Genomic DNA, 22665 nt, shown 5'->3' with positions numbered 1-22665 from the left:
CATATTCGTAATTTGCGCGGGGCAACCGCCGATCGAATAGTGATCGAATGTCTTGCTGTCGCGAAAGTCGTACGTCGTATATTTATATCGACCGGTCGGTTTTGGTGCCAGAGTTCGCGAATCAGGTTGTGGCACCGGCGATCAGCGGCTCATCGAGTAGGTTGCACCGCCTTCTCGATACCGGTGCGTCGATGATTCGAATTGTGCATTACCGTATGAAACGACGGCTTGTGTGTCACGACGGGCGCTCCGAAGTTATGTGAAATGCCTTGGAATTACCTATTTCGTCCCGGTGGGCGGGGAATTGGTGCGATCGCTGCTCCGGCTAGCGATCGTCGACCCCGGCGGGCGGCTTCAACGGTGCGATGGAGTGTGTCAACGCTGCCCACACCAGCGGTGTGTCGGCGAGCGCACCGCGGGCTCGCCACTCGCGTAGCCTACCGCGTTGCCACTCGGCGAGCTCGCCGATCGGGTCAAGGCTCTCGTGCGCGTGGTCCACCCGCAGCGCGAGCTCGGTCGTCGGTTGTTCCTCGAATCCGCCTATCGCCGAGCGGAATACCCGATCTGCGGGCAGGGTCCAGCGGGTGGTGGTCACCAGCGCGGCTCCCGCGTTGACCATGGCGATCACCAGGCCGAAGGTCTCCGCCGAGCGATAGTCCGCGCCGCCCTCGCAGGCGATCATCGCGACCCGCTGCGGCATCGGCCACAGTTCATGGCCGAGGCGCGCTTCGTCGAATCCGTAGCGGCGCCACGTTTCTCGGTCCGCCGAACTGGTACCCATCAGCAGATCCAGCGCCGCGAACGGCCGGTGGTCGTCGTGGTCGAGCCGGTCGCCGTCCCGGCCAGGGAACCGCAGCGGGGTCGCCATACCCCATTCGTCGGCGGTGTCGTTCAGATGGATTGCCGCCGAACCTGGTTCGTCGGGCGAGGAGGTGACATGGCCGAGGTAGAACAATCGTGACCGCGGGCTGCGCAGCGCCTGGCTCAGCTCGACTCGATCCATTCCGCAGTGCAGGACATGATCGGCATCGGCTACCGGCATGCGTCCCGCGGTGGCGTAGTCGTCCACGCGTTCGGCGAATCGGTGGTGCTCGGACGGGTCGAGCACGTGGCCGAGGCCGTGTAGCCCGGCTCGCGTCGGCAAGACCGGGTCGATGATGACCAGTGGCGGTCGATCACGGACGTCCTGCCACAGCTCGGGCAGCCGCGCGCGTTCGGCGTGCACGGTAGCGGGCGGTTCGAGCACTACCTCGGCGACCTCGAGCAATCGGAGGTCCTCGCCATCGACACAGAGCAGATCCCAAGGCACCCGGGCGAGGCGAGGACTCGGGGTCAACCGCACGCGCACCCGCTGCCCCGAGGCGATCCGGCTGCGGATGCCCTCGCGCAGGCCGAGCGGCAGCACCGCATCGGTGAGCAGACCGGCGAGGTCGCGCTCCCGGTCGACATCGGCGAATGCGCCCTCGGTCAGTGCCCGGTGTGCGGCGTCCGTGCCGCGCTCGCCGGCGCGGCGGTGCACCAGTGCGGCGTCGAGTGCGTCGAGTGCGGGTTCGATGGCCGCCGTGGTGAGCACCTCGAACCGCGGCTGATCGACGTCGTCGAGCCAGCGCCACGCCAGATAGGTGTCGCCTGCGTCGGCCGCGCGGACCAGGACATCGATCGTGTAGGTCATTCGTCCCGCTCCGGTGGTACCAATTCGGTGAGGATCGGGTCCGGGCCGGGCGCCATCGCCTGCGGGTACCGGATGACGGCCTCGAGTCGATGCCGAAGCAGGGTGCGCAGCGCGTCCGCGTCCTGGTCGCCGGGATCGACGCCGCGCAGTGCTCGCTCGATGTGCTTGCGGGCGTTGGCCGCCGAGCTCCGTGCGGTGCGCAACCGCGCGCGATGTTCGGCCCGCGCCTTGTCCAACAGCTCGGCGTCGGCGGTGGCGGGCACCGCGTGCAACGTGGCGGTCGCGGCGCGCTGGTGACCCCACGCGTCTACCATTATCCGGTCCACTGCGGCCAGGCAACGGCCGATCGGATCGGTCCGCAGTGCTTCCAGGTCGATGCCCGCGTCCAGCACACCGAAGTGCAGATCGGCGATCACCCACCGGCCCGCAGGCAGTTTCGCGATCAGTGCTCGACCGAGCAGCCGCATCGGAGCGGTCGCGACAAGCGTTCCGGTGTCGCGCTCGGCGGCGTAGGCCAGCAGTCCGCGCACTTCGCGGCAGGACGGATCCACGCCGTCGGCGAGCGTTGCGGTGACAATGAAAACCTCACCGTCGCTGCGATGTTCGATCACCAGCTCCGGCCGCTCGGCGCCGTGCCATGCGATGATCCGCGGTGGCACCGCCTGAATGTCGACGATATCGGATCCCATGGTGAGGACCGCGTCCTCGCCATCGAGCGTCCCGCTCTGTCCGTCGGTGCTCGCCGTGGCGGCGGCCTGCCTGCGCCGGGTCAGAAACTCCCGCAAGAGGTTATCGTCGATCGCGGAGTGGCCGTCCAGATCATCGGCAAGCCGGGCCGCATCGCCTGCCACCCCCAGCCCGAGCGCCACTCGCACCGCGTGTCCGACGAGATCGGTGACCGCGGCGGGTAGTTCGCCGTCGACGCACTGCCGGCCGAGCTCCAACAGCGCGTCCTCGGCGTAGATGAACAGCGTCTTGGCCGCGGCGTCGCGGCCGACGGCTGCTGCGGCGACCGCGCGGTCGATCAGGAGGGCGCCCTGGTGCACCGGCCGCATGGTCCACCGGGTGGCTGCGATGACCAGCGCGAAGCTTGCCCAGGTGTCGATCAGCACCGATGCTCTGACGATGTGCTGTCCGCTCCCGGCCGCACGTGCGGCGTTGACGATTTCGGCGATGGCCGGATCGCCCACCGCCCCGGCCAGTATCGCGACGGCCGCGTCGGAGGAGGCCCGCCAGGCGAGGACGACTTCCGGATAGGCCGGGTCGATCTCGACGACGCACCCGTCGCCGAGCACGATCTCGACGGGCGCGATGGCCGCGACCTGTTCGGAGTACCAGCTCGCCGTCCGCTCGCCGTCGACGAACAACACACCGTCCGCCGGATTCGCGGTGTCAGCACTCATCGCCGCATCTCCTCACTGTTGCTCATCATTGTCGCGCCGGTGCGCGTCGAGGTTCTTCTCGATGTTCCGGCGTACCCGTGCCAGCCGTGTGGTGGCCGCTCCGCCGGTCGGCGAGACGAGCAGTAGGGCGGTGCACAACAGTGCGTGCACGTAGAGGGCCGCGGCCGCGGCGTCGCGCTCGACCGCGCCCGCCGGCGCCCGACCGCCTGCCGGAATCGCGTCGTTCCAGGCGGCCGCTACCAGGTCGGCAAGCGTTGGAAAGGCAACGAGGGCAACCGAATTGCCATCAGCGAGCAGGCGCGATGCCAGCGACTTCTCCCAGCTCGCGGTACGCACGGCGACGCCGTCTTCTGGGTAGGCGAGCAGCGCGGCGTGCGCGGTGGCGAGCTCGGTGCGGACGTCGATACTGTGCTCGATTTCCGGTGCCGCCGCCGCGAGGTCGGTGGTGAGCGTGTTCTCATGCGCGGCGATGGTGTAATCCTTGCGTTGCGCATCCAATCGAGACCATTTGAGCGCGCTGAGGATTATGCCCGCGTCGATGGTCTCCCTGTCCTCGACCACCCAGCGCAGCAGCGTGCGCGTCGCACGTTCGTAGGCCTCGGTGAAATACGGGCTGCGCTGGATCTCGGGCTGCTCCTCGATCTTCGCCACGAGCATTTCGTGGACGCGCTTGCGTTCGTCGTCGGTCGGTTTGCGCAGGGGTTGTTCCGGGTCGCCGTAGTCGGCGGCGTACTTGGCGATCGTGTCCGTCAGCACCCGCATCACCAGCTCGTCCGGGCTGTCGGCGGCCCTGAGCTTGTCGAGTCGCTCCAGTAGCACCGAAAGATAGCTGCGGCGCGCCAGATTCACGTAGTGCGCGTACTGTGCCGCGGTTTCCGCGCAGAACTGGTCTGCCGCATCGGCGGAATCGATGACGCCACCGACCACACCGTCGACCGGTCCGGCCATCACGGCGCGCACGGTGGGCGGCACTCGATTCTTCAGTGGGCGCACCCAGCCGTCGTCCGGGAGCCCCTCGGGGCACAGCGGGGCGACCACGGCGGCGAACTGGGCGCTGAACCGCGCCAGTGGGTCGGCGTAGTCGGCGTACAGCACGCTCACGTCGTACCAGTTGTCCGGTTCGTCGAGCGGAATGCGGCGAAATCCGCTGCCACGCGCCAATTCCGCGGGGCGCGGCCCGTACCGGCTTTGCACCCACGCCTCAGTGCCAAGCCTGCCCGACCAACCGGCGAGCTCGGGCACGAGCGCCTTCTTGAGCGGCTTGGGCGGTGTCATCTCGGCGCACCAGCGCTCGATGAGCCGGCAGCCGGAGATAGCGCGCTGGTCCGGATCCGTTGCCCACCAGAGGGGGACGACCCAGGCCGGTCGGTCGTAGGGCGGCATCGCTCCTCCACATCGTCACGCGTGCGGCGCGAGAATTCGTCGCCGAGGTGTTGTTCGCCATTGTGCGGGTCGTAACTGGAATCGAGAGATATTCGCGCACAATGCATTCGAACGAATGACAGCCGGCGATGACCCGCGTGCAACTGATCTGCCGGGCGCATCGCACGCCGCCGATCGACCCGATGTCAGGTGTTCGACCGACACCGTCCGCCCTGGGCGCGGACGTATCGTTGGCAACCGGACGGCATCGTCGATCGCACGGTGAACAGGCGGATTCTGTTGAGCAACTCGGGTATCCAGTACGCGATCGCCGCCGAGCGTCGCCGGGTCGAGGAAGCGCGGCGACGGTGGCGGCGGATAGCCGGACGGGCAACGGCCTTGGCGGATCGTTGTGTGTCGGCCGGGCTCACCGCGATCGACGTACCGGCCCGGCCCGCCGGCGACTCGGCCGCTATCAGCGCCGCCTGCGACCGCCTCGAAGCGAGCTGCGATACCGCGGTGGCCGAGCTGGAGCAGGCCGAGGCCGCGCAGCGTTCCGAGCAGCTCGGGCACGCGTTGCGCGAGGTGCTGGCAGCTGCGGCACAGCGGGCGGCCATTCGGGCCCGTACCGAGACCGTCGATGTCACAACAGAGTCCACCGTGCCGGTCGCCGATGCGGCGCAGCTGGACATCGCCGAGCGCCGCGCCCGCCTGCTCGGCTCGCTGCTCGAACATTCCGCCGAGATCGCCCGCGCGGCGGCCGCGATCTCCGTCGATGATGTCGCGCGTGCCCGCCTGTTGCTCGATGACCTGGGCTCCCGGGTCGCGGCGGCCAACGCCGCCACCCGGCAGCTACGCGCCGAGCAGGCGGAGATCATCGAACTGCGCGCCGACACGGACGGTCTGGTGGATCCGGAGGGCGCCGTTGCGCTGCTGGATCGCGCCGAAGATGCGGTGCGCGCCGGATACAGCGCCGCACCACTACTGAACCGTGTGCGGCAGCTGATCGAGGAACGGATCGCGCTGGAAGGCGCGGCTCGCGACCGGAGCTTCGTGCTCGGCGCGGTCGAGGCCGCGCTGACCGAATTGGGTTATGCCGTCGTGCCGGTCGGCCAGGACACCACCGATTCGATGGTGGCCCGCGCCCCTGGATCGACGCGCTACGGGGTGCGGGCGCGGGTGGTCGACGGCGAGATCGATATCCGAACCGTCGACACGGGCGCGGGCAGCGACGATGCCGCCGCCGAAGCGGCAGTGTGTGCCGATCTGCGCACGCTGCCGGAATCCTTGCGACAGCACGGCGTGCTGCCCGAACGGGTGCGCCAGTCGCCGCCGGGAACGGCGGCCAAGGAGTACGTGGCCTTGCCCGCACCGCGGCAGGCCACGCCGAACAAGCGTCGGCGCAAGCCTGCTGAGCGGAGCAGGGAATGACCACGGCGCAACACCTCGCGGCGCTGCCCGCCTGGCTGCGTGAGGTCGATATCGCGCTCGCGGCGAACCCGCAGATCCTGATCAGCGGCAACCTGCGCGACTACATCCTGTTGCCGCGACCCAAACCCGCACCGGCGCAGCTGGCCGACGTCGTCGAGGCACTGCACGCGGTGCTTGCCGCGGCCGGTCATACCTCGTTGATCGCGTTCGATCCGGTCGACGGGCCGCGGGTCCTGATGGATGACGGACACGGCAGCGCGGCAAAGATCGTGCGCGGCGCACAGTCGGCCGACGGTGTGCTCGGGGTGCTTTCGGTGTTGCTGCGCGAGGTGGTCGGCGCCGATCGGCCGTGCTGCCTGATCATCGACGGCGCGTCGCGGCTGGTGCCGGACGCCGATTTCAGCATCGCCGAGATGCACCGGGTGCTGATCATCGCCGAGAAGTTGATGAACACCGCGCGCAGGCATCCGGTCGCGGGGCCGCATCGCACGCAGCTGTACAACACGGTGTTCTGGTTGGTGGACCAGGAGAATGATCTGCCGCACTGGCTGATCGGTGCGGAAGCGGCACGGGTGGTGTCGATTCCGGCGCCCGGCCTCGGACAACGACGAGACGCGGTATCGACGCTGGTGTCGTCGCTGCCCGAGGTTCCAGACCGGGGTACGTCCGCGCGCGACGCGCTGATCGATCGTTATGCGCGGCAGACCAGCGGACTCACCTTGCGGTCGATCCGTGAGATCAACCGGCTGGCCATCGATCGCCGGATCGCCGCGGCCGACATCGAGGACGCGATCCGGATGTTCCGGGTCGGTGTGCCCGATAATCCGTGGCAGGACGTGGCGCTGAAGGAACGCATCAGGCGCGGCACCGAGCTGCTCGGTGTGCGGGTGCTCGGGCAGCCCGCCGCGATTCGCAAGTCGGTGGACATCTTGATTCGGTCGTCGATGGGGTTGACCGGCGCGCATACCGCGAGCAGCGGCGCGCGTCCGCAAGGTGTGCTGTTCTTCGCAGGCCCGACCGGCGTAGGAAAGACCGAGCTCGCGAAGTCGATCGCTGAACTGGTCTTCGGTCGGGCCGAAGCGTTCCTTCGGTTCGACATGAGCGAGTTCTCCGCCGAGCAGGCCGAGGCCAGGTTGATCGGCGCCCCACCCGGCTACATCGGGCACAACAGCGGTGGTGAGCTGACCAATGCGGTTCGGCAGCAACCGTTTCAGCTGATCCTGTTCGACGAGATCGAGAAGGCGCACCCGCGCATCCTCGACAAGTTCCTGCAGATCCTGGAGGACGGTCGGCTGACCGACGGGAACGGGTCGACGGTGTTCTTCTCGGAGACCCTGCTCGTGTTCACCTCGAATCTGGGCGTTTATTGCTCGGACGAGCAGGGCAGGCGGGTACCGGTGGTCGCGCGCGGCTCGCCGTATCCGGTGGTGGAGTCGACCATCCGGGCCGCGGTGGCCGATCACTTCATCAAGGAGATCGGGCGGCCCGAGATTCTCAATCGGATCGGCGACAACGTCGTCGTTTTCGACTTCATCTCGGCGGAGACGGCGGCCAGGCTGGTGCCGATGTTCGTCGGCAACGTCACCGACCGGGTCCGCGCGCATACCGGGGTCTCGGTGACCGTCGACGAGAAGGTGCATCGGACCCTGCTCGATGTCGCGCTGACCAGACTGGACTTCGGCGGGCGTGGTGTCGCGGCCACCGTCGAATCGCTCCTGGTCAATCCGTTGGCCCGGGCATTGTTCGATCTCGCACCGAAGGTGACCGACGTGGTGGTCACGGCGCTTGCTGAGTCGGCCGAGGGCTGGACCGTGCAGCTCGGGTGAGATCCGGTGCTCGACCCGATGTCGGGTGTTCGGCGGACAGACAGCGCGCTGCGGCGCAACGACACTCGGTAATTGAGGATTGCGTGGCGCACCGCCGCCGCGTGGTAAGACTCAGGAGAGAGCGACGTGGACTCGAGTCAGCACCCGGACCGCACCACAATGTTGTTGTCGCGCTTACATTTTCCGGTCGACAACATCGGTTATGGCATTCGTGCCGGCATCTGGTTCCAGGGTTGCCGGGTCTTCTGCCGAGGCTGCCTCGCGCGCGACACCTGGGTCTTCGACGAATCGACCCGGTGCGGCATCGATGTGGTGCTCGACTGGCTCGCCGCCCTGCCCGTCGATCAGGTCGACGGAATCACCATTTCCGGTGGTGAGCCGACCGACCAGCCCATCGCGCTGCGCGCGTTGCTCGACGGGATCAACGCCTGGCGGGTGCGGCGAAAGCGCCCTGTCGACATTCTGCTGTATTCGGGACGGCCGACCGTGCTGCTCGACGACCGATTCCCCTGGCTGCCTGCATCGGTCGACGTGCTGGTCACCGAGCCCTTCGTTGCCGCGGCGGCAGGTGCCGACGCGCTGCGTGGTTCGGCGAATCAGCGGGTACTCGTCGGCACCGAGCTCGGCAGAAAACGTTACGCCGCAGCGGAACTGGAGGCCACCTATGCCGATCAGCGGCACCGGATGGGCGTGCATGTCGACGGTGACTCGATCCGCCTGGTCGGTATCCCGTTGCCGGGCGACATGACTCGGCTCGGCGCTGGGTTGTCGGACCGCGGGGTCCGGCCGCAGCGAACGTCGTGGTTGACGTGAGCACGCCACTCGGCCCGGAAGAATCGGGCGCGGACCCGGCTGTCGACATGGTGACCTGCCAGTGCGGTTGGACCGGTGACCGCAACGAGTTCGAGCAATGCCCGCTCAGCGGCGATGATCTGTGGGATAGCGTGCCGCCGGTCCGGCAGCTGATCGAACTGACGGTAGCCGACGGCGCCAGGTTCAGTCTTGCGCCGGGCAGCGGTCTCGGTCTCGGTAGGGACGAAAGCTATCCTGCCGCTGCGGCATTCGCCGCGCACACCAACGTGTCTCGATATCACGCGATGCTGCGATACGACGGCGAGAAACTCTTCGTCACCGACACCGATTCCAGCAACGGCACATTCATCGACGGCATCAAGCTCGAACCGAACCGTGAGCATCGGATCGAGCCGGGCGCGGCATTGCGGCTGGCCGCCGATGTGCCGATCACTATCGACTGGAGATCGTGATGGCGCACATCCGAATATCGGCCGTGACGCATCGGGGGCGCATCCGTGCGCACAACGAAGACGGCATCGGTTGCGGCGGATGGTCGCTGCGTGGCGGTGCGCCTGCGGAGATCTCGATCGAACAGACTGTTGTCGATCCGGTCACCGTCGTGGTCTGCGATGGCATGGGCGGGCATGCGGGTGGCGCGGATGCCAGCCGACTGGCCTGCGAAATGCTCAGCGCACCAAGCGAACTGGACTCGGCGGCGAAACCCGTCGACCGCATGCGGGCGTTGCTGCAGCAAACCTCCGACATGATCAACGACATCGCCGAGCAGCGGCCGGACCTGCGCGGCATGGGCTGCACCGCGGTCGGTGTCACCGTGTATCCGGACGGCTCCGCGCTGGTGTTCAACGTCGGCGACTCCCGCGCCTACCGACTGGAGGGCCGCTACCTGGCCCAGCTGAGCGTGGATCATCGGGCTCCTGATTCCAACCGGTTGCAGCAAGCCCTTGGCGGTGGTCTGCGCACCGTGCTGGAACCGGACTTCTTCGAGTGCGTCCTTGCCCCTGCCGAGGACCTCCTGTTGTGTACCGACGGCCTCAACGATTATGCGGGCGCGGGCCATATCGAGAAGGCAGTCGTCGCTGGTGGCCCCGAGATGCTCTCGCGCCTAAGGGATCTGGCGCTGGCCGGCGGTGGCGGCGACAACATCAGCGTCGTCCGGATCGAGACCATAGTGAGAGGTGCCCATGGCTGAGACAACCCGGCTCGACGGTGCAGCGCCGGACGACCGGCCTGCCAGGACCCGGCTGGATCCGCGCGAGTCGGCACCACCGCCCGCACCCGCGACGCGGCTCGACCACCCCGAGGCGCCACCGAGTGCCGGTGCCCCCGCGACGCGGCTGGATAACGCCGAGCAGCCGACCCAGGTCGCGGATCGGGCCGAGTCGCCGGAGTTCTATCCGGTGAATTTGCCGCCGGGGCTGGCATCGCGATTCCGGATCACCGGGCCGCTCGGCAGCGGCGGGGAAGCGTGGGTGTGGCGGTGCGCGGACGCGGCCGGAAACGAGCACGCGATCAAGCTGTTTCACCATCCGCCTCGATACCGTGGCGACGCCGGATCGCGGGACTTCCTCGAACAGCTGCCCCGCGAGCACACGGTGCAGGTGGAAGACCGAGGTGTCGATCACGGGGTGCACTACGAGGTGATGGAGTACTGCCGGTTCGGGGCACTGGAGGACTTCCTGACCGCCCGCGGCGGCGTCGGCACCAACAAGCACGCGGTGGAGATCCTCGAGCAGATCGCCACCTCGTTGCGCGGCCTGCAACAATCCGGTGGTTCGGCCAATCTCGTCCATGCCGATATGAATCCGCGCAATGTACTCGTCCGCAACGACGGTCCCCTCGATCTGGTCATCGCCGACTTCGGCCTGACCGTCGACCTCGGTGGCCGGTCCAAGCTGACCAATACCGGGCAGGGGACCATCGGCTACAGCGCGCCCGGCGCGCTGCAGCATATGAAGCCCGCCGACGATTGGTGGAGCGTCGGCATGATCATGTACCGAGTCCTGGTCGGGCGCGGCTACTTTCAGGACGACGAAGGGCGCTCGCTCAACGAGCGCACCATCGAGGCCGAGATCAATACCCGCGATATCTCGCTCGACGCGATCGACGCGATCGCCTTCCGGCCCGCTGATCGCGAACGCTGGAAGTTGTTGCTGGCCGGGCTGTTGACGCGCGATCCCGACCTGCGGTGGGGGATGGCTGAGGTACAGGCCTGGCTCGCCGGGGAGTCACCGGCGGTGTATCGGTCGGTCGTCGGCGGGCCTGCGGCGCCGCAGCCGGCGCAGGGGGCGCGGCGCGCGTCGGTCTCGTTCGCGCTGCCCGGTGTCGGTGATTTCTACGAGCCTGCCGCGCTCGGGTCGGCCATGGCGCGGCATCCGGAGGCGGCCGCTCGCGCGTTGAGTGGGCGCGGCCGCCAGGCGCTGGTGAACTGGCTCACCGATGAGGTCCGGACCGGCGCGCCCTACACCGACCTGAAAACCTATGGCGGACACTGGGGCCCGGACGAACTGGCCACCTATTTCACCGCGCAGCTCGATCCGGCCGCGCCGCTCACCTATTGCGGCTGGTCGGTCACCACGCCCGAGGATCTGTGCGTGATCAGTACCAATCCGCGGGCCTTCGACGCTGTCGTCGAGCTGTACGACAAGCAACTGCTGGGTTGTCTGGCCGGTCCCGGCGCCCGCAGCGCTTATCGGATGGTCGAGGCGAACTGGCGCGACATCGTCGAGCAGGCACTGGATCTCGCCAGGGCGCGCCTGATCGACCTCGGCGAGACCGCCCGAAACCAGGTCATCGGCCACGGTTTGCTGGTGTCCGCCGCCGACCAGCCGGTAATCGACGCCTACCTGGACAACGTCCGGCAGCGACTCGACAGCCCCGATCTGGCTCCCGCCAGTGCGATCCCATGGTTCGCCGAGCTGCGCCGCGAGGCGCGACTGTGACCGAACCCGTTGTCGCGCAGTCGTATCACCGCCAGCTTGCCGCTGTGCTGCTTGCCGATGCGACGGCGGGGCAAGCCCGCGAACAACATCAGCGGCTGCGTGCGGACGAGGCCGAAGCTCGTCGCCGCCGCGCCGATGTCACCGAACAAGAACAGCGTCGAAAAGCTCAGGGGCGCAGAGAAAACGACTACGCCGCGATGGTGTTCGCGGCGCTGATCTGCCTAACGGTGTTGGGCCCGTATCTGATCGGCCACTTTGCCATCCGCCGTACGTCGCTCCTCGCGCCGGATCTCAGGGTGTTCGACGGTGCCGTGCGGGGGCTTACCGATCACTTCGGCCCGGACTATCTTGCGGGGGCTGCCGCGGTGACCGCGGTCCTCGCGGTATTCCTGCTCGTCCGGCCGTGGAGTTTCCGGGTGAGCTCGGTCGTCATCGGCTGGGCACTGGTTGCCGGGCTGGTGGCCTGGTTGTTGCCGCTCACCACGACGAAATGGCATGACGCCGAACAAACATCGGTGACAAAGCTCGCCTCGACAGCCTTCCCGTTCAACGACCGGTTCTACTCCTGCGACGGCTACCGCTACTCGATCAACTGGAGCGCGGGTGCGGTAGGAGGCGCGCGATCCGAGGTCTGGCAGATCTATCTGTCCCAGGCGGCCGGTTTCGCGGGAGGCTGTAACAGGATCGACGTATACAACGGCTGGCAGCGCGTCGGCGTCTTCACCACCGGCGACGGCGACACATTCCTGTCCGGTAGGTGGGCCAATACCGATATCTCCGTGGGCGTCTTCTATCTGAATACCATCTGGGTATCAGTGCCGACGAGGAACGGCGGCACCATGCGTTTCACGCTGGAAGGTGCGCAACACAACGAGTTCTTGCTGAGCTACGGCTGAGCCGGCCCCCCGGTGGTTACGCCGTCCACTCCAGCAGAACCCTTGCCACCCAACCGATTATGCAATACAGGAGACCGGCGACGGCGAAGGTGAAAGCGCCGATGACGCCGCCGCCGATGCCGTTGATGAGTGCTGCGATCAGGATTATCGGCCCGTCGCTGCTCCAGCCTGCGACGGTGGTGAGGATCGCGCCGACCAGGGCGCCGCAGACGGCACCGAACATGCCGGCGCCGATGACGAAGCCGAATACGCGATCGCTGCCCGCGTTGCTGTCGAAGCGGCCGATCCACGCCCCTGCGGCGATACCGATCAGGAGCACGAGGAAACCGAGTGGGCCGATATTGATCATCGCGATGATGCCGATCGTTGCGCCCGTCACGCAGCCTGCCACTGGATTGGCCCACTGTGCGCGTGTTGCTCTGCGGTCGGCGAGCTGTGGCAGGTTGCGCCGCTGACGCGCTTCCGCTTCGGTGTCGAGTTGTTTGCGCCGTTCGTCGCGGGCGATCAGGGCGGTCGAGTCGGCGAGGAGCGCGGCGGCGAGCCGCGAATGTGGTGTGGTCATGTCAGATATAGACCCCGAAGTCGCGGGCGATGCCGTCGAGGCCGGAATCGTAGCCCTGGCCGATCGCGCGGAACTTCCACTCGGCGCCGCGGCGATACAGCTCGCCGAAGATCATGGCGGTCTCGGTGGCCGCGTTCTCGCTCAGGTCGTAGCGGGCCAGCTCGGCACCGCTCATGCTGTTGACCACCCGGATGAAGGCGGCGGTTACCTGACCGAAAGACTGGCCGCGCACATCCGCGTCGTAGATCGACACCACGAAAACGACTTTCGCGATGTGTGCAGGGATGGCGGCCAGGTCGACGTTGATCACCTCGTCATCGCCCGCGCCAACGCCGGTCCGGTTGTCACCGGTGTGCACGATCGATCCGTCGGGGGAGCGCAGATTGTTGAAGAACACGAAATACTCGTCGTCCACGACCTTGCCGCGGGCGTCGGTGGCGATCGCGCTGGCGTCCAGGTCGAATTCCGCGCCGCTGGTTGTTCGCACGTCCCAGCCCAGGCCGACCGAGACCTTGGACAACGCCGGAGCCTGTGCCGACAGCGATACATTGCCGCCCCGCGGCAGCGACCGTACCGGCGTCGGCGACGGCCGCGATACCGGCTTGGCCGGTCCGGCAACCGGCGGCATCGCCGGCCTGGTCACCGGCGGGGCAGGCGGCCGGGATACCGGCGGGGCCGGCGGCCGGGATACCGGCGGGGCGGAAACCGGCCGGACCGGTACCGTGGCAACCGGCGTGCCGGGCACCGGGCTACTCGGTGTCGGCAAGGTCGCGACACCGGCGGCATCTACGCGGAACACGTCGTCCAGCAGGGGGACCCGGTGTGCTTCGGCATTGACGTCGCCCTGCATCGCACGCTCTGCGGCCGGTACGGGCAACCGCTGCAAACCAGGCAGGATACCGAGGGGCACCGCTCGTGCCGCGCCGAATATGTCCGCGAAGTCGACGGGCACCTGAGCACCGACCGTCCCGATGCCGAACTGCCACGGCGGTTTCAGCGTGCCCTTCGGCCCGTTCACCCGCACCGCGATCTGCGTGGTGGTGAATTCGGTGTCGCACTGCGGAAAACAGTGCACGACGATCCCGGACCCGACCGGGCCGTCCAACGCCATCCACATGATTTCGTTCTTGCCGGGAAAACAGCCGAGGTACGGCGAATCCGAGACGAGTTCGGCCGACCGGAAGGCCGGTGCCGCCGCGCTGAGGGCGGCGAAACAGCTGCGAATGTCACCGGGGCCGTAGATCAACAAACTGAGACCGGCTTGGTCGAGACCGATGAAAGCCCCCTGTTTGGGACTTCCTTCGTCGTGCGGATCGGTCAGCGAGACCCGTTCGGTCAGCGCACTCGGCTGCGGCCGTGCCCGCTTGGTGAAGATGCCCATCGCTCAACGCCCCTGGTAGTTCTGCAGAATCTGAACCTTCTTGTCGAGGTACCGCTTCAGCTGGTCGGCGTTGTTGTCGAACGCCGCGACCGAGCGAAGAACCTGCTCGAGATCGCGCTCGAACTGGTCTTTCACGCTGTCGCGCCATTCGGCGGCCTTGAGTGAGGACCGGATCCTGGCGATGGCCTGATTGATTTCCCGTTGCGATCGGTCGATATCGCTCTTGAGTTTCTTGAGCGAATCAGGGTTCGCCTGAATGGAACTCATCGTGTCTCCTTGTCGGGACGATTGTCAGTAGTTGGTCAGTTCGTGCAGCACGCAGTCGATGGCGACGTCATAGGCGACCAGGGCCTGTAGGAAACGGCGTTCCTCGTCGGCGAGCGGCTGGAGTTTGCGGTCCGTCAGTCGGCGCAGCACCGTGTCGTTCCACACCTGGCCCGCGTCCTGTTCGGCCTGGACGCGCGCGCGGCGATTGGCGTCGAAGATGTCGATCGCCGGACGGAGCCTGCTCATGCGTCGACCACTCTGGCGGGGATGTCGGTCAGTCCCATCCGCCGGGCGACCCAGATCCGGTGGTATCCGTTGTGCACCTCGAAGGTCCCGTCGGCGCGCCTGCCGACCTGTAGTGCTTCGTTCTCGCCGAAGAACCAGGTGTAGGTGTCGGCGTAACTGTGTGCGCCGTAACGTTCTTCGTTGGCGTCGCGGTCGCGGAGGTAGTCGATGCCCTTGCCGAGGCGGAGCGCGTTGACGATCACACTGTTGAACGCCTCCAGCCCCCATTCGAGATCGGCGGGCGACACGTCGGACTTGAAGGATTCTGGTCCGGTCACGTTGCCGCGCGAGGTATCGATCGAGGCCAGCGGGACCATGGCGAATCCGGCGGGGAAGCCGGCGGGGGTGACGAGCGGTGGGATATCGGTCTGAACGCGTGCTGCGCCACCGGGTCCGGCCGGGCCGGCCGGTCGGCTCGGCGCGCTTGCGGCGTGCACCGGTCCGGCGGCCGACGAGGCGCTGTTGTACGCGTCGAGGTCGTGCGCGATGTCGTGCAGCAGTTGTTTCGACTCCATCGTCAACGACACTCTGACCTGTGCGAATCGGCCACAGGCCGCCGTGTATTCGACGGTCGCCTGCGTGAACATCCGCTGGGCGCGGCGGGCGGCGTCCAGGGCGCGCACCGCCCGATCGAGCTCGCGCTTCGGTCCGGAGCAGTCCGCGTCCTCGATCCGGCAGCACGCCGCGTAGGCCTGTTCGGCCTGCCGCAGCACTCGCCGCCGCTGGCTGGTCTCCTGCGTGAGCTCCAGCTCCACCCTGCGCTGTGCGAATCCGCCGGTGCGCTCACCGGATTCGGCTTCACGCAGGTATCGGTCCAAGTCCTGGGCGAGCTGCCGGACCACCCGCGGATCGTTGCGTGCCGTATCAGCCATCGGTACCGCGCCCACCGCGCAGCACGGTGTCCAGCCAGCCGAGGTCGGGGTCGGCGAACCGGCGGACGGTGTCGGTGCGTGCGTTGTCGTAGTCGTCCACCGCGAACTGATTGGGGGTCAGCGTGGCGGCCACTTCGGAGTCGATGAGGGTTCGTGAGTCGTCCTCGCTCGCGGGCCCGAGTACCTTGAAGCCGAACTGGCGCAAGCCATCGTGGTCGAATCGACGTTGCAGCGACGCGTAGCGGTCGGCCCAGACGATCACATGGATGCCGACCTCCGGTCCGTGCCGCAGCACCCGAGCCAACCGGCCGCTCTCGGTGTCCTGGTCGTAGGTGTCGGTGCTGAGTTCGCGGGCGCGGTGTGCGCCGATCAGGAACAGCACCCGCGCGGGGGCGTGGTAGTCGTCGAGTTCGGTGCGCTCGGCCAGGTCGGTCAGCAGCGAGTCGAGCACGTCGCCGAGCTTGCGTCGGTGGTAGGCCTCGGCGCCCGCGGCGCGCAACCGCGCGAACATCGGCTCGGCCTGTTGCTCGATCGCCGCGAAATCGACGTATTCCACCCGGATATCCGCCGCACGCAGCGCGACGATCTGCAGCCCGATCGCGGTCAGCCCGCCGGGGTCGACCAGCAGCAGGTTGTTACCCGGCTCGCGGCCGAGTCGGACCGCGAGCGGCGGGTCGAGCGACATGGGTGCGCCGATCGGCAGCACCAGTGTTGCGGTGCGGTCGGACTGGCTGAAGATATCCAGGGCGTAATCCTGCGGTGCCACCGCGATGTCGCCTTCGAAAACGGCGGGACGCGCGGTGAATCCGGCGGCGTCGGCCTTGTCGCGCAGCTGCGCGATCAGCTGCGCGCGCAGCTCGGTGGGCCAGTACGCGCATTGGAATCTGTTGTTGGCCTCGGCCTGGCCCGCGTGGTCATTGATGATGCCCTCGCCGGGCTTGGACAGCAGCTGGGCATCGGCATTGCCTTCCGCGAGCAGCTGTTCGGAGTCCTGGGTGGAGCTGGCGAGCACCAGCCGGTTGGGTATCTGGTTCAGCGCCGTCCTGATCTTCTGCCCGCCACCGGACACCGACTGCGACGCCAGGATGGTGTGCACGCCGAAGGCGCGGCCCTGCCGGATGATGCGGTCCAGCAATGCCGCGGCGCGGGTGGAGGTGGCATCGTCGCGTTCGAGCAGCATGTGGAACTCGTCGATGACGAGCACGATCCGGGCAAGCCGCTCGCCCGTGGACTGCCGGTACCTGCCGATTTCCAACTGGCCTTGCCCGGCGTTCTTGAACAGCGAAGCGCGGCGCGCGATCTCACTGTCCAGGCTGTCCAGCACGCTGATGCCGAAGTCCCGATTCGTCTCGATGGCAACGACTTTGGCGTGTGGCAGGCCTGGCGTCGCGTAGGGCTTGAACTCGACGCCCTCCTTGAAATCGATCAGATAGAACTCGACCTCGACCGGTGAATACTGCAGTGCGATACCGAGAATGATCGAATGCAGCAGCACCGACTTACCCGAGCCGGTGCGTCCGCCGATCAGCGCGCTGGACAGGCCGCCGGAATCCAAGCGGAGCTCGGCGACGTCGGAGGCGCCCATTCGGCCGAATCGCGCGACGATCCGTTCGTCGACCGAGGAACGCCACCAGGTGTCGGTGTCGTGTGGGTCGGCGATCGTCTCCGGCCGCTGCGTGCCCCGCGCCACCGCGCGTTCCATGGCCTGGACCGCGAGCTCGTGGATGCGCTTCGGCTCGACCTGCGTGCTGCCCGAGGTCGCCAGGCTGCGTTCGATGTGTGCCAGCACCTCGGCGCGGATCTCGTCCGATGGCAGGGGATAGGGGTCCAACTGCCACCGGAATTGACCACCGGGAACATGTCTGCTGCTCGGGATCGTGCGCGGCAGCCCGAGTCGCGCCAGCAACGCGGTGTCCTCCATGCCGGTGAACGCGGTAGCCAGCGGTTGGAGCGAGGTTGTCGTGGAATCTGTTGTCGCGGCGATCAATACGCCTGCCCGTCGGCCGACGGTGGCCAGCCGTTCGAGCCTGCGCAGCGACTCGTCGTCGAACATCTTGCCGTCGCGGGTGAAGGCGTTCGGATGATCGAACAACAGCAGCAGCCGGTAGGGCTCGGCGACCTCGCCTGCGGCGCGGTTGTAGGCGGTGAGCGTTTCGTGGGTGCCCTGCAGATACTTCTGGGTCACGAAGGCGACGTGATTCTCCAGTTCGGTGAGCAGTTCGCCGACGTTGTGTGAGCCCCACACCTTCTGGCCATAGATCTGCTCGCCTGCCTCGCCGACGCCGTAGAGGAAGTTCATCGAGGCGCCGACCTTTGCCGGGTCGACGACGTCGATCTTCAGCCGTCCCGCAGGCAAGGTGGCGAGCATGTCCAAGGTCAGGTTCTCCACCACCGCGGCCGAGTCGGTCACGATTCCGCCGGTCTCGTCCAGGTCGAGCAGCACCGGGATCGGTGGCGTCGCCGCGGCCAGCGCAATGGTGAAATGGTCCTGATGCTTGCCGCCGGGGGGCGACGCCACCGGCAGCTCGGTGTCGACCGCGGCCTGTGCGAGCCGCATCAACCCGATCGGGAAGATCATCCGGGTAGGCGGCGACGGCGCGATGGCCGCCGCGGACGGGACGGCCTGCCAGACGGGTGCGCCCTCCGCCGGACACGGAGTGATCGAATGTAGCTCGGCGGCACTGTATTCGCCGACGATCTGGGTGACCGTAACGCCCATCCGGCGGCGGAATTCCTGGAAGGTGTCGGCGAACAGTTTGGTGGTCTTGTCTTGCGCGGCCTGTTCGACATCGCGGAGCGCGCCGTCGTAGTCGCCGAGCACGGATTCGGCCGCGCTGATCAACTCCCTGCGCTGCTGCGCCCGTCCCGCTGAGGTCGGCCGAAAGCCCGCTGTCCGAATGGCTTCCGCGACGACGGCGGCGTCGGCCAGCCAGACGGTTGCGGTGATCTCCGCGGTGTTGAAGTAACCGGCATGTGCATCCTGCTGTCGTTCATGCCAATCGGCGGGCAGGCGATTGCTGAAGGCATTCGTGTGGTATTTGCGCACGATTTCGCCGCGGACGGTTTCGTGTGCGCGCCAGAGGACTGCGCGATCGGCGGTCAGCTCCTGTCCTATCCGCAGCATGCCGTCTCGTGTCGACGGCATGTTGCTCGCAGCGCTCGCGGTGACGCGCTGGAGCAGCGCCGTGATCGATGCGACGGCCTCGTCGCCGACCTGGGCGACGAGCCCGGCCAGCTCGGTACGGCGGGCGAGCACGGGAATGCGTGATACCTGGTCGTGCGTGCGCGGCGTCGGCGTGTTCGGGTGTGGCACAAAGGAGTTCAACCATGGCGCCGACTGGGTCGGCGGTGTCGCGGCCGCGGGTACCGGTTCCGAGGTAGGTGGTGCCGGAGCGGGTGGCGCCGATCGAAAGCTGTCCGACGTCGAACGTTCGGGCGCGCGTAGCCCCCGGGTTCGTCGATCACGTTGCAGCGCAACGGTGTCGTCGGGTCGCGGCCGCATCGATACCGGTTCGGGTACCGGCGGTCGTGGCGAAACGGGTTGTGGCGCCTGGGCCGCGGTCGCGTCGAAGCCGAAATCGATAGCGGCGGCCGCGAGTCCGTCGCGATAGCCCTGCCCGACCGCGCGCAGCTTCCACTGCGCGTCGCGTCGGTAGAGTTCGCACACGATGGTCGCCGTTTCCTCGGCGGCAGGGGACATCGAGAAGCCGGCGACGGCGGTTGCGCCGGGACCGGTCACGGTCAGCTCCAGACTCGGCAACCGGGTACCGCCGATAGTGGCGAGCACCACGATGCGCTGGATCGTTGCGGGCACCCCGAGCAGGTCGACGTGCAGACCGGTTTCGGTGCGCGAGACCGGTCCGGCGACAGGCGCGACGGCATCGCCGCGCACGAAGTCGCCACCGGTGGTGACGCGATCATCGGCGCCGAGCAGTGCGGCGTACACCAAAAGCGCATCACCGGTCGGGCAGGTCAGCCGAATGTCCAGCGCCGTGCCGTGCAGCTGAGTGTTCTGTCCCTTCGACAACTGCATCGGCACTCTCCTTCTCCGTGGACATCGTCGAGGCTGTTGTTGCCGATTATCGGGTCACGACGACCCCGCTGGCTGTACTGCGAACAGCCGACAGCACTGCGGTCGAAGGGAGTTGCCGCGACGGCACTGTCCGACGATCGACCGACACCGGCGACGGCGCTCGGCTCCTAGCATCAGGGATTACCAGGATCGCGAGCGGACCCCAGGGGGACGCATGAGAAGTTTCGGCGACGAGTCCGCACACTCGTCCGATGTGGTTCGGCCGCGCGTCCGCGTCAATCTGCGGAAGGGGCCGGTGCCGTCGAACGGCCGCCACGCGGTCAGCCCCGAAGGCGCGAGAGCCCAAGCAGGTCAGGCAGATTCGCCGCCGCCGACGGCGGTGCCCGTCGGGTCCAGGTTGACCTTCGCGCCGAATATGGCCACTCGGCGCAACCAGGCAAGTCTCGCGATAGCCGTCACGGTCGCGCTGCTCATCCTGTTGATTCCGGCGGGTCTGCTCCTGCACGACCGCAGCCGCGCCGCCAGTGCGAATGTCGCGAACAGCGTACCGATCGGGATCACGAACTCGGCGGTGGGAATCGTCACGGCGACAACGGTTGTCGTCGACCCGGAGACGGCGGGATCGACCGGATTGCAGTCGACTGCCGCAAGCGACCTGCCCATCCTGACCCGAGACGTCGCGGATCGCTGGGTGCCGCAGATCAGTTCCAAGCAGTACGGTCTGGTCGCCGAGGGCATCACGTGGCACCACGCGGAGATCCTGCGCGAGCATCGCGAACTGCGTGCGCGTTATCCGAACGTCCGGCTGCTGTGGTCAGGAGAGTGGTCGACGTTCAGCTACCCCGATTTCTGGATCACCATCGTCGGCATCGGATACCCGAGCAAAGACGGCGCCATTCAGTGGTGCGCGGATAACGGATTGGACCGCGACCACTGTTACGCGAAGCTGATCAGCACGACCCATTCGGTGGAGGGGAGTACCGGCTATCAATGATCGCAACGCCGCGATGCGGCACGTGCAGGCGGCGACCAGGCACGTCGAAGGCAGCCGGTATCGCGAAGCCGAGGAAGAATACGTGATGGCCCGCGATATCTTCGAAGCGCTCGATCTGCCGACCATGGTGGTGGGCTGCACCATCGCCATCGGGAACGCGCTGTTGGCCGCGAGTCGCTATGCGGCGGCCGAGCAGGTATATCGGCAGGCGAGGGAGTCGTGCCTGCGGCTCGGTCTCGAACTCGGCGTAGCAGGCTGCGACCAGAATCTCGGCATCGTGCTGCGCGACCTCGGCCGGTACGCGGAGGCCGAGACGGTTTTGCTCAGTGCGCGTAGCACGTTCGAGCGGGTCGGTGTGGATGAACAAGTCGCCGAATGCGACGCGGGGCTTGCGAACCTTTACTGGGTTACCGAGCAGTTCGCTCGAGCCGAAACCGCGCACCTGCAGGTCAGAGATTATTATCTCGCCCATGGCCAGGCCGAGCGGGCCCGCGTGTCGATCATGAATCTGGCGAATATCTATGAGTCGCAGGGACGTTATGCCGAGGCGGAGGAGGCCATTCTCGGCGTGGTGCCGTCCTATATACAGGACCGTGCTGATAAAGAGGTCGCCGCGTGTTCGCTCACGCTGGGCAACATCTACACGGCGACAGGGCGATTCGGTCTTGCGGAGCGGGCCCTGGTCAGCGCACAGAAGACGTTCCTCCGGCTCGGCCTGAGCGACGAGTTCGCCAGGTGCGCCGCGACACTCGGGAATGTCTACTTCGCGAGCGGACGCCATGCCGACGCCGAACGCGTCCTTTCCGCCGCCAGGGACCACTTCGCGGAGCGCGGTGTCGATGAACTCGCGGCCCATTGCACCTTCGGTCTCGGTACCGCCCATCTGCTTGCCGGCCGATACGATGCCGCTGAGCGGGCATACCTCGACGCGCAGGCGGTGTACACGCGGTTGGGCCTGGAAAAGCACGTCGCCAACTGCGATGCGAATCTCGGAAACGTTTATGCGTCGACCGATCGGTACGACGAAGCGGAACAAGCCCTGATCGCCGCGGGCGATATCTGTGCCCGAATGGGGTTGGACAAAGGCGTCGCGGACAGCTCGGTGAACCTGGGGAATGTCTATATGTCGACGGGCCGATTCGACGATGCGGAGCGAGTTGTGTTGCGCGCACAGCAGCTGTACGCCGAGCTCGGCAGCGTCGACCGGGTCGTTGCCTGTGTGGCGAATCTGGGCTACATCTACACCCCGGCAGGCCGGTACGAGGAAGCCGAGGCGAAATTCGTGCAGGCGGCGTCGTCGTACGTGGACTTGGGTCTGCCGGAGCAGGTGGCGCGCTGTGACGCGGCTCGGGCCTCGACCATGTTGATCCGCGGCCGTCGTTTGGAGCAGGGCGTGCCGGAGGCGACGGAACTGATCGGTGCTGCGGTCGCGGTGATGGTGCCCGCGATGATGTTCCTCGATGCGACCCGCTTCCAATTCGAACACGCGCCGAAGCGACTGGCGTGGACCGCGGCAAACCAGGGTTCGATGTCCCGATTGTTCGAAATGGCCGCGCGGCTGGGCGATTCGACGCTGGTTGCGGATCTTGTCGAGACAGCCATCAATTCCGGTATTCACACGACATCGCCGCCGGACCTGCCTGCTGGTGAATTCGGTATGGCGGGTGTCGTCGTCGAGCCGCCGGGCTTCCTGGCACCGACCGCGCCAGCGGACGAACGCGCAACGATCGGCTCGGAAACGCCGCGATCCGGTGGTGCCGTACGGCTCATTCCCGGGGCCGCCTTGCCGATGGCGGCGCCGCCCCGCCTGATCATGCCGGACGGCCACCAGGCTCTGTCTCCGCATCTGGATCACCTCGAGGCGCGTTATCGCCGGATTTCCAGATCGGCCGCGCCGGTCAGGGTTTGGTGATTCGACTCGCCTCC

18 protein-coding genes are annotated in these 22665 nt (G+C 67.2%); 9 read left to right on the top strand and 9 right to left on the bottom strand.

The window, feature by feature from the left end:
- Positions 1-325: 325 nt before the first annotated feature.
- The 3 genes from ACIBK2_RS25300 to ACIBK2_RS25290 are packed head-to-tail and all read right to left on the bottom strand — an operon-like array spanning position 326 to position 4458.
- The gene (locus ACIBK2_RS25300; protein WP_396970403.1) at positions 326-1672 is read right to left on the bottom strand and encodes a CHAT domain-containing protein; all 1347 of its coding nucleotides are present in this window, start codon (positions 1670-1672) and stop codon (positions 326-328) included.
- Positions 1669-3075, bottom strand: a complete 1407-nt coding sequence (locus ACIBK2_RS25295) for a hypothetical protein (protein WP_396970401.1) — start codon at positions 3073-3075, stop codon at positions 1669-1671. Before ACIBK2_RS25295 ends, ACIBK2_RS25300 begins: the two co-directional genes overlap by 4 nt.
- Positions 3076-3087: 12 nt before the next feature.
- Positions 3088-4458, bottom strand: a complete 1371-nt coding sequence (locus ACIBK2_RS25290; RefSeq protein WP_396970399.1) for a hypothetical protein — start codon at positions 4456-4458, stop codon at positions 3088-3090.
- Positions 4459-4737: 279 nt separating this feature from the next.
- Here ACIBK2_RS25290 and ACIBK2_RS25285 point away from each other — a divergent pair, with 279 nt between their 5' ends.
- The 7 genes from ACIBK2_RS25285 (at position 4738) to ACIBK2_RS25255 (ending at position 12345) form a co-directional block, all read left to right on the top strand.
- Positions 4738-5868 carry a hypothetical protein gene (locus ACIBK2_RS25285; protein ID WP_396970397.1) on the top strand — a complete coding sequence of 377 codons (1131 nt, stop codon included), beginning with the start codon at positions 4738-4740 and terminating at the stop codon, positions 5866-5868.
- Positions 5865-7694: an AAA family ATPase gene (locus ACIBK2_RS25280; protein ID WP_396970396.1), complete on the top strand. Its 1830-nt coding sequence runs from the start codon at positions 5865-5867 to the stop codon at positions 7692-7694. Before ACIBK2_RS25285 ends, ACIBK2_RS25280 begins: the two co-directional genes overlap by 4 nt.
- 126 nt (positions 7695-7820) lie before the next feature.
- Positions 7821-8507, top strand: coding sequence for a 4Fe-4S cluster-binding domain-containing protein (locus ACIBK2_RS25275; RefSeq protein ID WP_396970394.1), 687 nt, complete (start codon positions 7821-7823; stop codon positions 8505-8507).
- On the top strand, positions 8504-8959 hold the full coding sequence (locus ACIBK2_RS25270; protein ID WP_396970393.1) for an FHA domain-containing protein: 456 nt from the start codon (positions 8504-8506) through the stop codon (positions 8957-8959). The genes ACIBK2_RS25275 and ACIBK2_RS25270 overlap by 4 nt, the downstream gene beginning before the upstream one ends.
- The gene (locus tag ACIBK2_RS25265) at positions 8959-9699 is read left to right on the top strand and encodes a PP2C family protein-serine/threonine phosphatase (protein WP_396970392.1); all 741 of its coding nucleotides are present in this window, start codon (positions 8959-8961) and stop codon (positions 9697-9699) included. Before ACIBK2_RS25270 ends, ACIBK2_RS25265 begins: the two co-directional genes overlap by 1 nt.
- Positions 9692-11449 carry a protein kinase gene (locus tag ACIBK2_RS25260; RefSeq protein WP_396970390.1) on the top strand — a complete coding sequence of 586 codons (1758 nt, stop codon included), beginning with the start codon at positions 9692-9694 and terminating at the stop codon, positions 11447-11449. Before ACIBK2_RS25265 ends, ACIBK2_RS25260 begins: the two co-directional genes overlap by 8 nt.
- Complete coding sequence (locus ACIBK2_RS25255; RefSeq protein ID WP_396970389.1) at positions 11446-12345, top strand: hypothetical protein; 900 nt, start codon at positions 11446-11448, stop codon at positions 12343-12345. Before ACIBK2_RS25260 ends, ACIBK2_RS25255 begins: the two co-directional genes overlap by 4 nt.
- Positions 12346-12361: 16 nt before the next feature.
- On the opposite strand, the gene ACIBK2_RS25250 is transcribed toward ACIBK2_RS25255, so the two are convergent.
- The 6 genes from ACIBK2_RS25250 to ACIBK2_RS25225 form a co-directional block, all read right to left on the bottom strand.
- A complete protein-coding gene (locus tag ACIBK2_RS25250; RefSeq protein WP_396970388.1) occupies positions 12362-12907 on the bottom strand; it encodes a hypothetical protein in 546 nt (181 codons plus the stop codon).
- A gap of 1 nt (position 12908) precedes the next feature.
- Entirely contained in the window at positions 12909-13535 is a 627-nt protein-coding gene (locus ACIBK2_RS25245; protein ID WP_396970813.1) for a TerD family protein, read from the bottom strand.
- A gap of 756 nt (positions 13536-14291) precedes the next feature.
- Complete coding sequence (locus ACIBK2_RS25240; RefSeq protein WP_396970386.1) at positions 14292-14555, bottom strand: hypothetical protein; 264 nt, start codon at positions 14553-14555, stop codon at positions 14292-14294.
- A 24-nt stretch (positions 14556-14579) separates the two neighbouring features.
- Complete coding sequence (locus ACIBK2_RS25235; RefSeq protein WP_396970385.1) at positions 14580-14801, bottom strand: hypothetical protein; 222 nt, start codon at positions 14799-14801, stop codon at positions 14580-14582.
- The gene (locus ACIBK2_RS25230) at positions 14798-15712 is read right to left on the bottom strand and encodes a hypothetical protein (RefSeq protein WP_396970383.1); all 915 of its coding nucleotides are present in this window, start codon (positions 15710-15712) and stop codon (positions 14798-14800) included. Before ACIBK2_RS25230 ends, ACIBK2_RS25235 begins: the two co-directional genes overlap by 4 nt.
- Complete coding sequence (locus ACIBK2_RS25225; RefSeq protein ID WP_396970381.1) at positions 15705-19745, bottom strand: FtsK/SpoIIIE domain-containing protein; 4041 nt, start codon at positions 19743-19745, stop codon at positions 15705-15707. Before ACIBK2_RS25225 ends, ACIBK2_RS25230 begins: the two co-directional genes overlap by 8 nt.
- A 214-nt stretch (positions 19746-19959) precedes the next feature.
- Here ACIBK2_RS25225 and ACIBK2_RS25220 point away from each other — a divergent pair, with 214 nt between their 5' ends.
- Together ACIBK2_RS25220 and ACIBK2_RS25215 are read left to right on the top strand one after the other, a co-directional pair.
- The gene (locus ACIBK2_RS25220; protein WP_396970379.1) at positions 19960-20739 is read left to right on the top strand and encodes a hypothetical protein; all 780 of its coding nucleotides are present in this window, start codon (positions 19960-19962) and stop codon (positions 20737-20739) included.
- A gap of 13 nt (positions 20740-20752) precedes the next feature.
- A complete protein-coding gene (locus tag ACIBK2_RS25215) occupies positions 20753-22651 on the top strand; it encodes a tetratricopeptide repeat protein (protein WP_396970377.1) in 1899 nt (632 codons plus the stop codon).
- The last annotated feature ends 14 nt before the right edge of the window (positions 22652-22665 follow it).

The organism is Nocardia sp. NPDC050175 (genome assembly GCF_044459885.1).
In the GTDB taxonomy this organism is placed as follows: Bacteria; Actinomycetota; Actinomycetes; order Mycobacteriales; family Mycobacteriaceae; genus Nocardia.
Note: the sequence above shows the minus strand (reverse complement) of the source record. Positions and strands in the feature narration are given on the sequence as shown.

Coding starts and splice junctions, on each gene's coding strand:
- ACIBK2_RS25300 (WP_396970403.1), bottom strand. CDS start 1,672: ATGACCTACACGATCGATGTCCTGGTCCGCGCGGCCGACGCAGGCGAC.
- ACIBK2_RS25295 (WP_396970401.1), bottom strand. CDS start 3,075: ATGAGTGCTGACACCGCGAATCCGGCGGACGGTGTGTTGTTCGTCGAC.
- ACIBK2_RS25290 (WP_396970399.1), bottom strand. CDS start 4,458: ATGCCGCCCTACGACCGACCGGCCTGGGTCGTCCCCCTCTGGTGGGCA.
- ACIBK2_RS25280 (WP_396970396.1), top strand. CDS start 5,865: ATGACCACGGCGCAACACCTCGCGGCGCTGCCCGCCTGGCTGCGTGAG.
- ACIBK2_RS25265 (WP_396970392.1), top strand. CDS start 8,959: ATGGCGCACATCCGAATATCGGCCGTGACGCATCGGGGGCGCATCCGT.
- ACIBK2_RS25260 (WP_396970390.1), top strand. CDS start 9,692: ATGGCTGAGACAACCCGGCTCGACGGTGCAGCGCCGGACGACCGGCCT.
- ACIBK2_RS25250 (WP_396970388.1), bottom strand. CDS start 12,907: ATGACCACACCACATTCGCGGCTCGCCGCCGCGCTCCTCGCCGACTCG.
- ACIBK2_RS25245 (WP_396970813.1), bottom strand. CDS start 13,535: ATGCCGCCGGTTGCCGGACCGGCCAAGCCGGTATCGCGGCCGTCGCCG.
- ACIBK2_RS25240 (WP_396970386.1), bottom strand. CDS start 14,555: ATGAGTTCCATTCAGGCGAACCCTGATTCGCTCAAGAAACTCAAGAGC.
- ACIBK2_RS25235 (WP_396970385.1), bottom strand. CDS start 14,801: ATGAGCAGGCTCCGTCCGGCGATCGACATCTTCGACGCCAATCGCCGC.
- ACIBK2_RS25230 (WP_396970383.1), bottom strand. CDS start 15,712: ATGGCTGATACGGCACGCAACGATCCGCGGGTGGTCCGGCAGCTCGCC.
- ACIBK2_RS25225 (WP_396970381.1), bottom strand. CDS start 19,745: ATGCAGTTGTCGAAGGGACAGAACACTCAGCTGCACGGCACGGCGCTG.
- ACIBK2_RS25220 (WP_396970379.1), top strand. CDS start 19,960: ATGAGAAGTTTCGGCGACGAGTCCGCACACTCGTCCGATGTGGTTCGG.
- ACIBK2_RS25215 (WP_396970377.1), top strand. CDS start 20,753: ATGCGGCACGTGCAGGCGGCGACCAGGCACGTCGAAGGCAGCCGGTAT.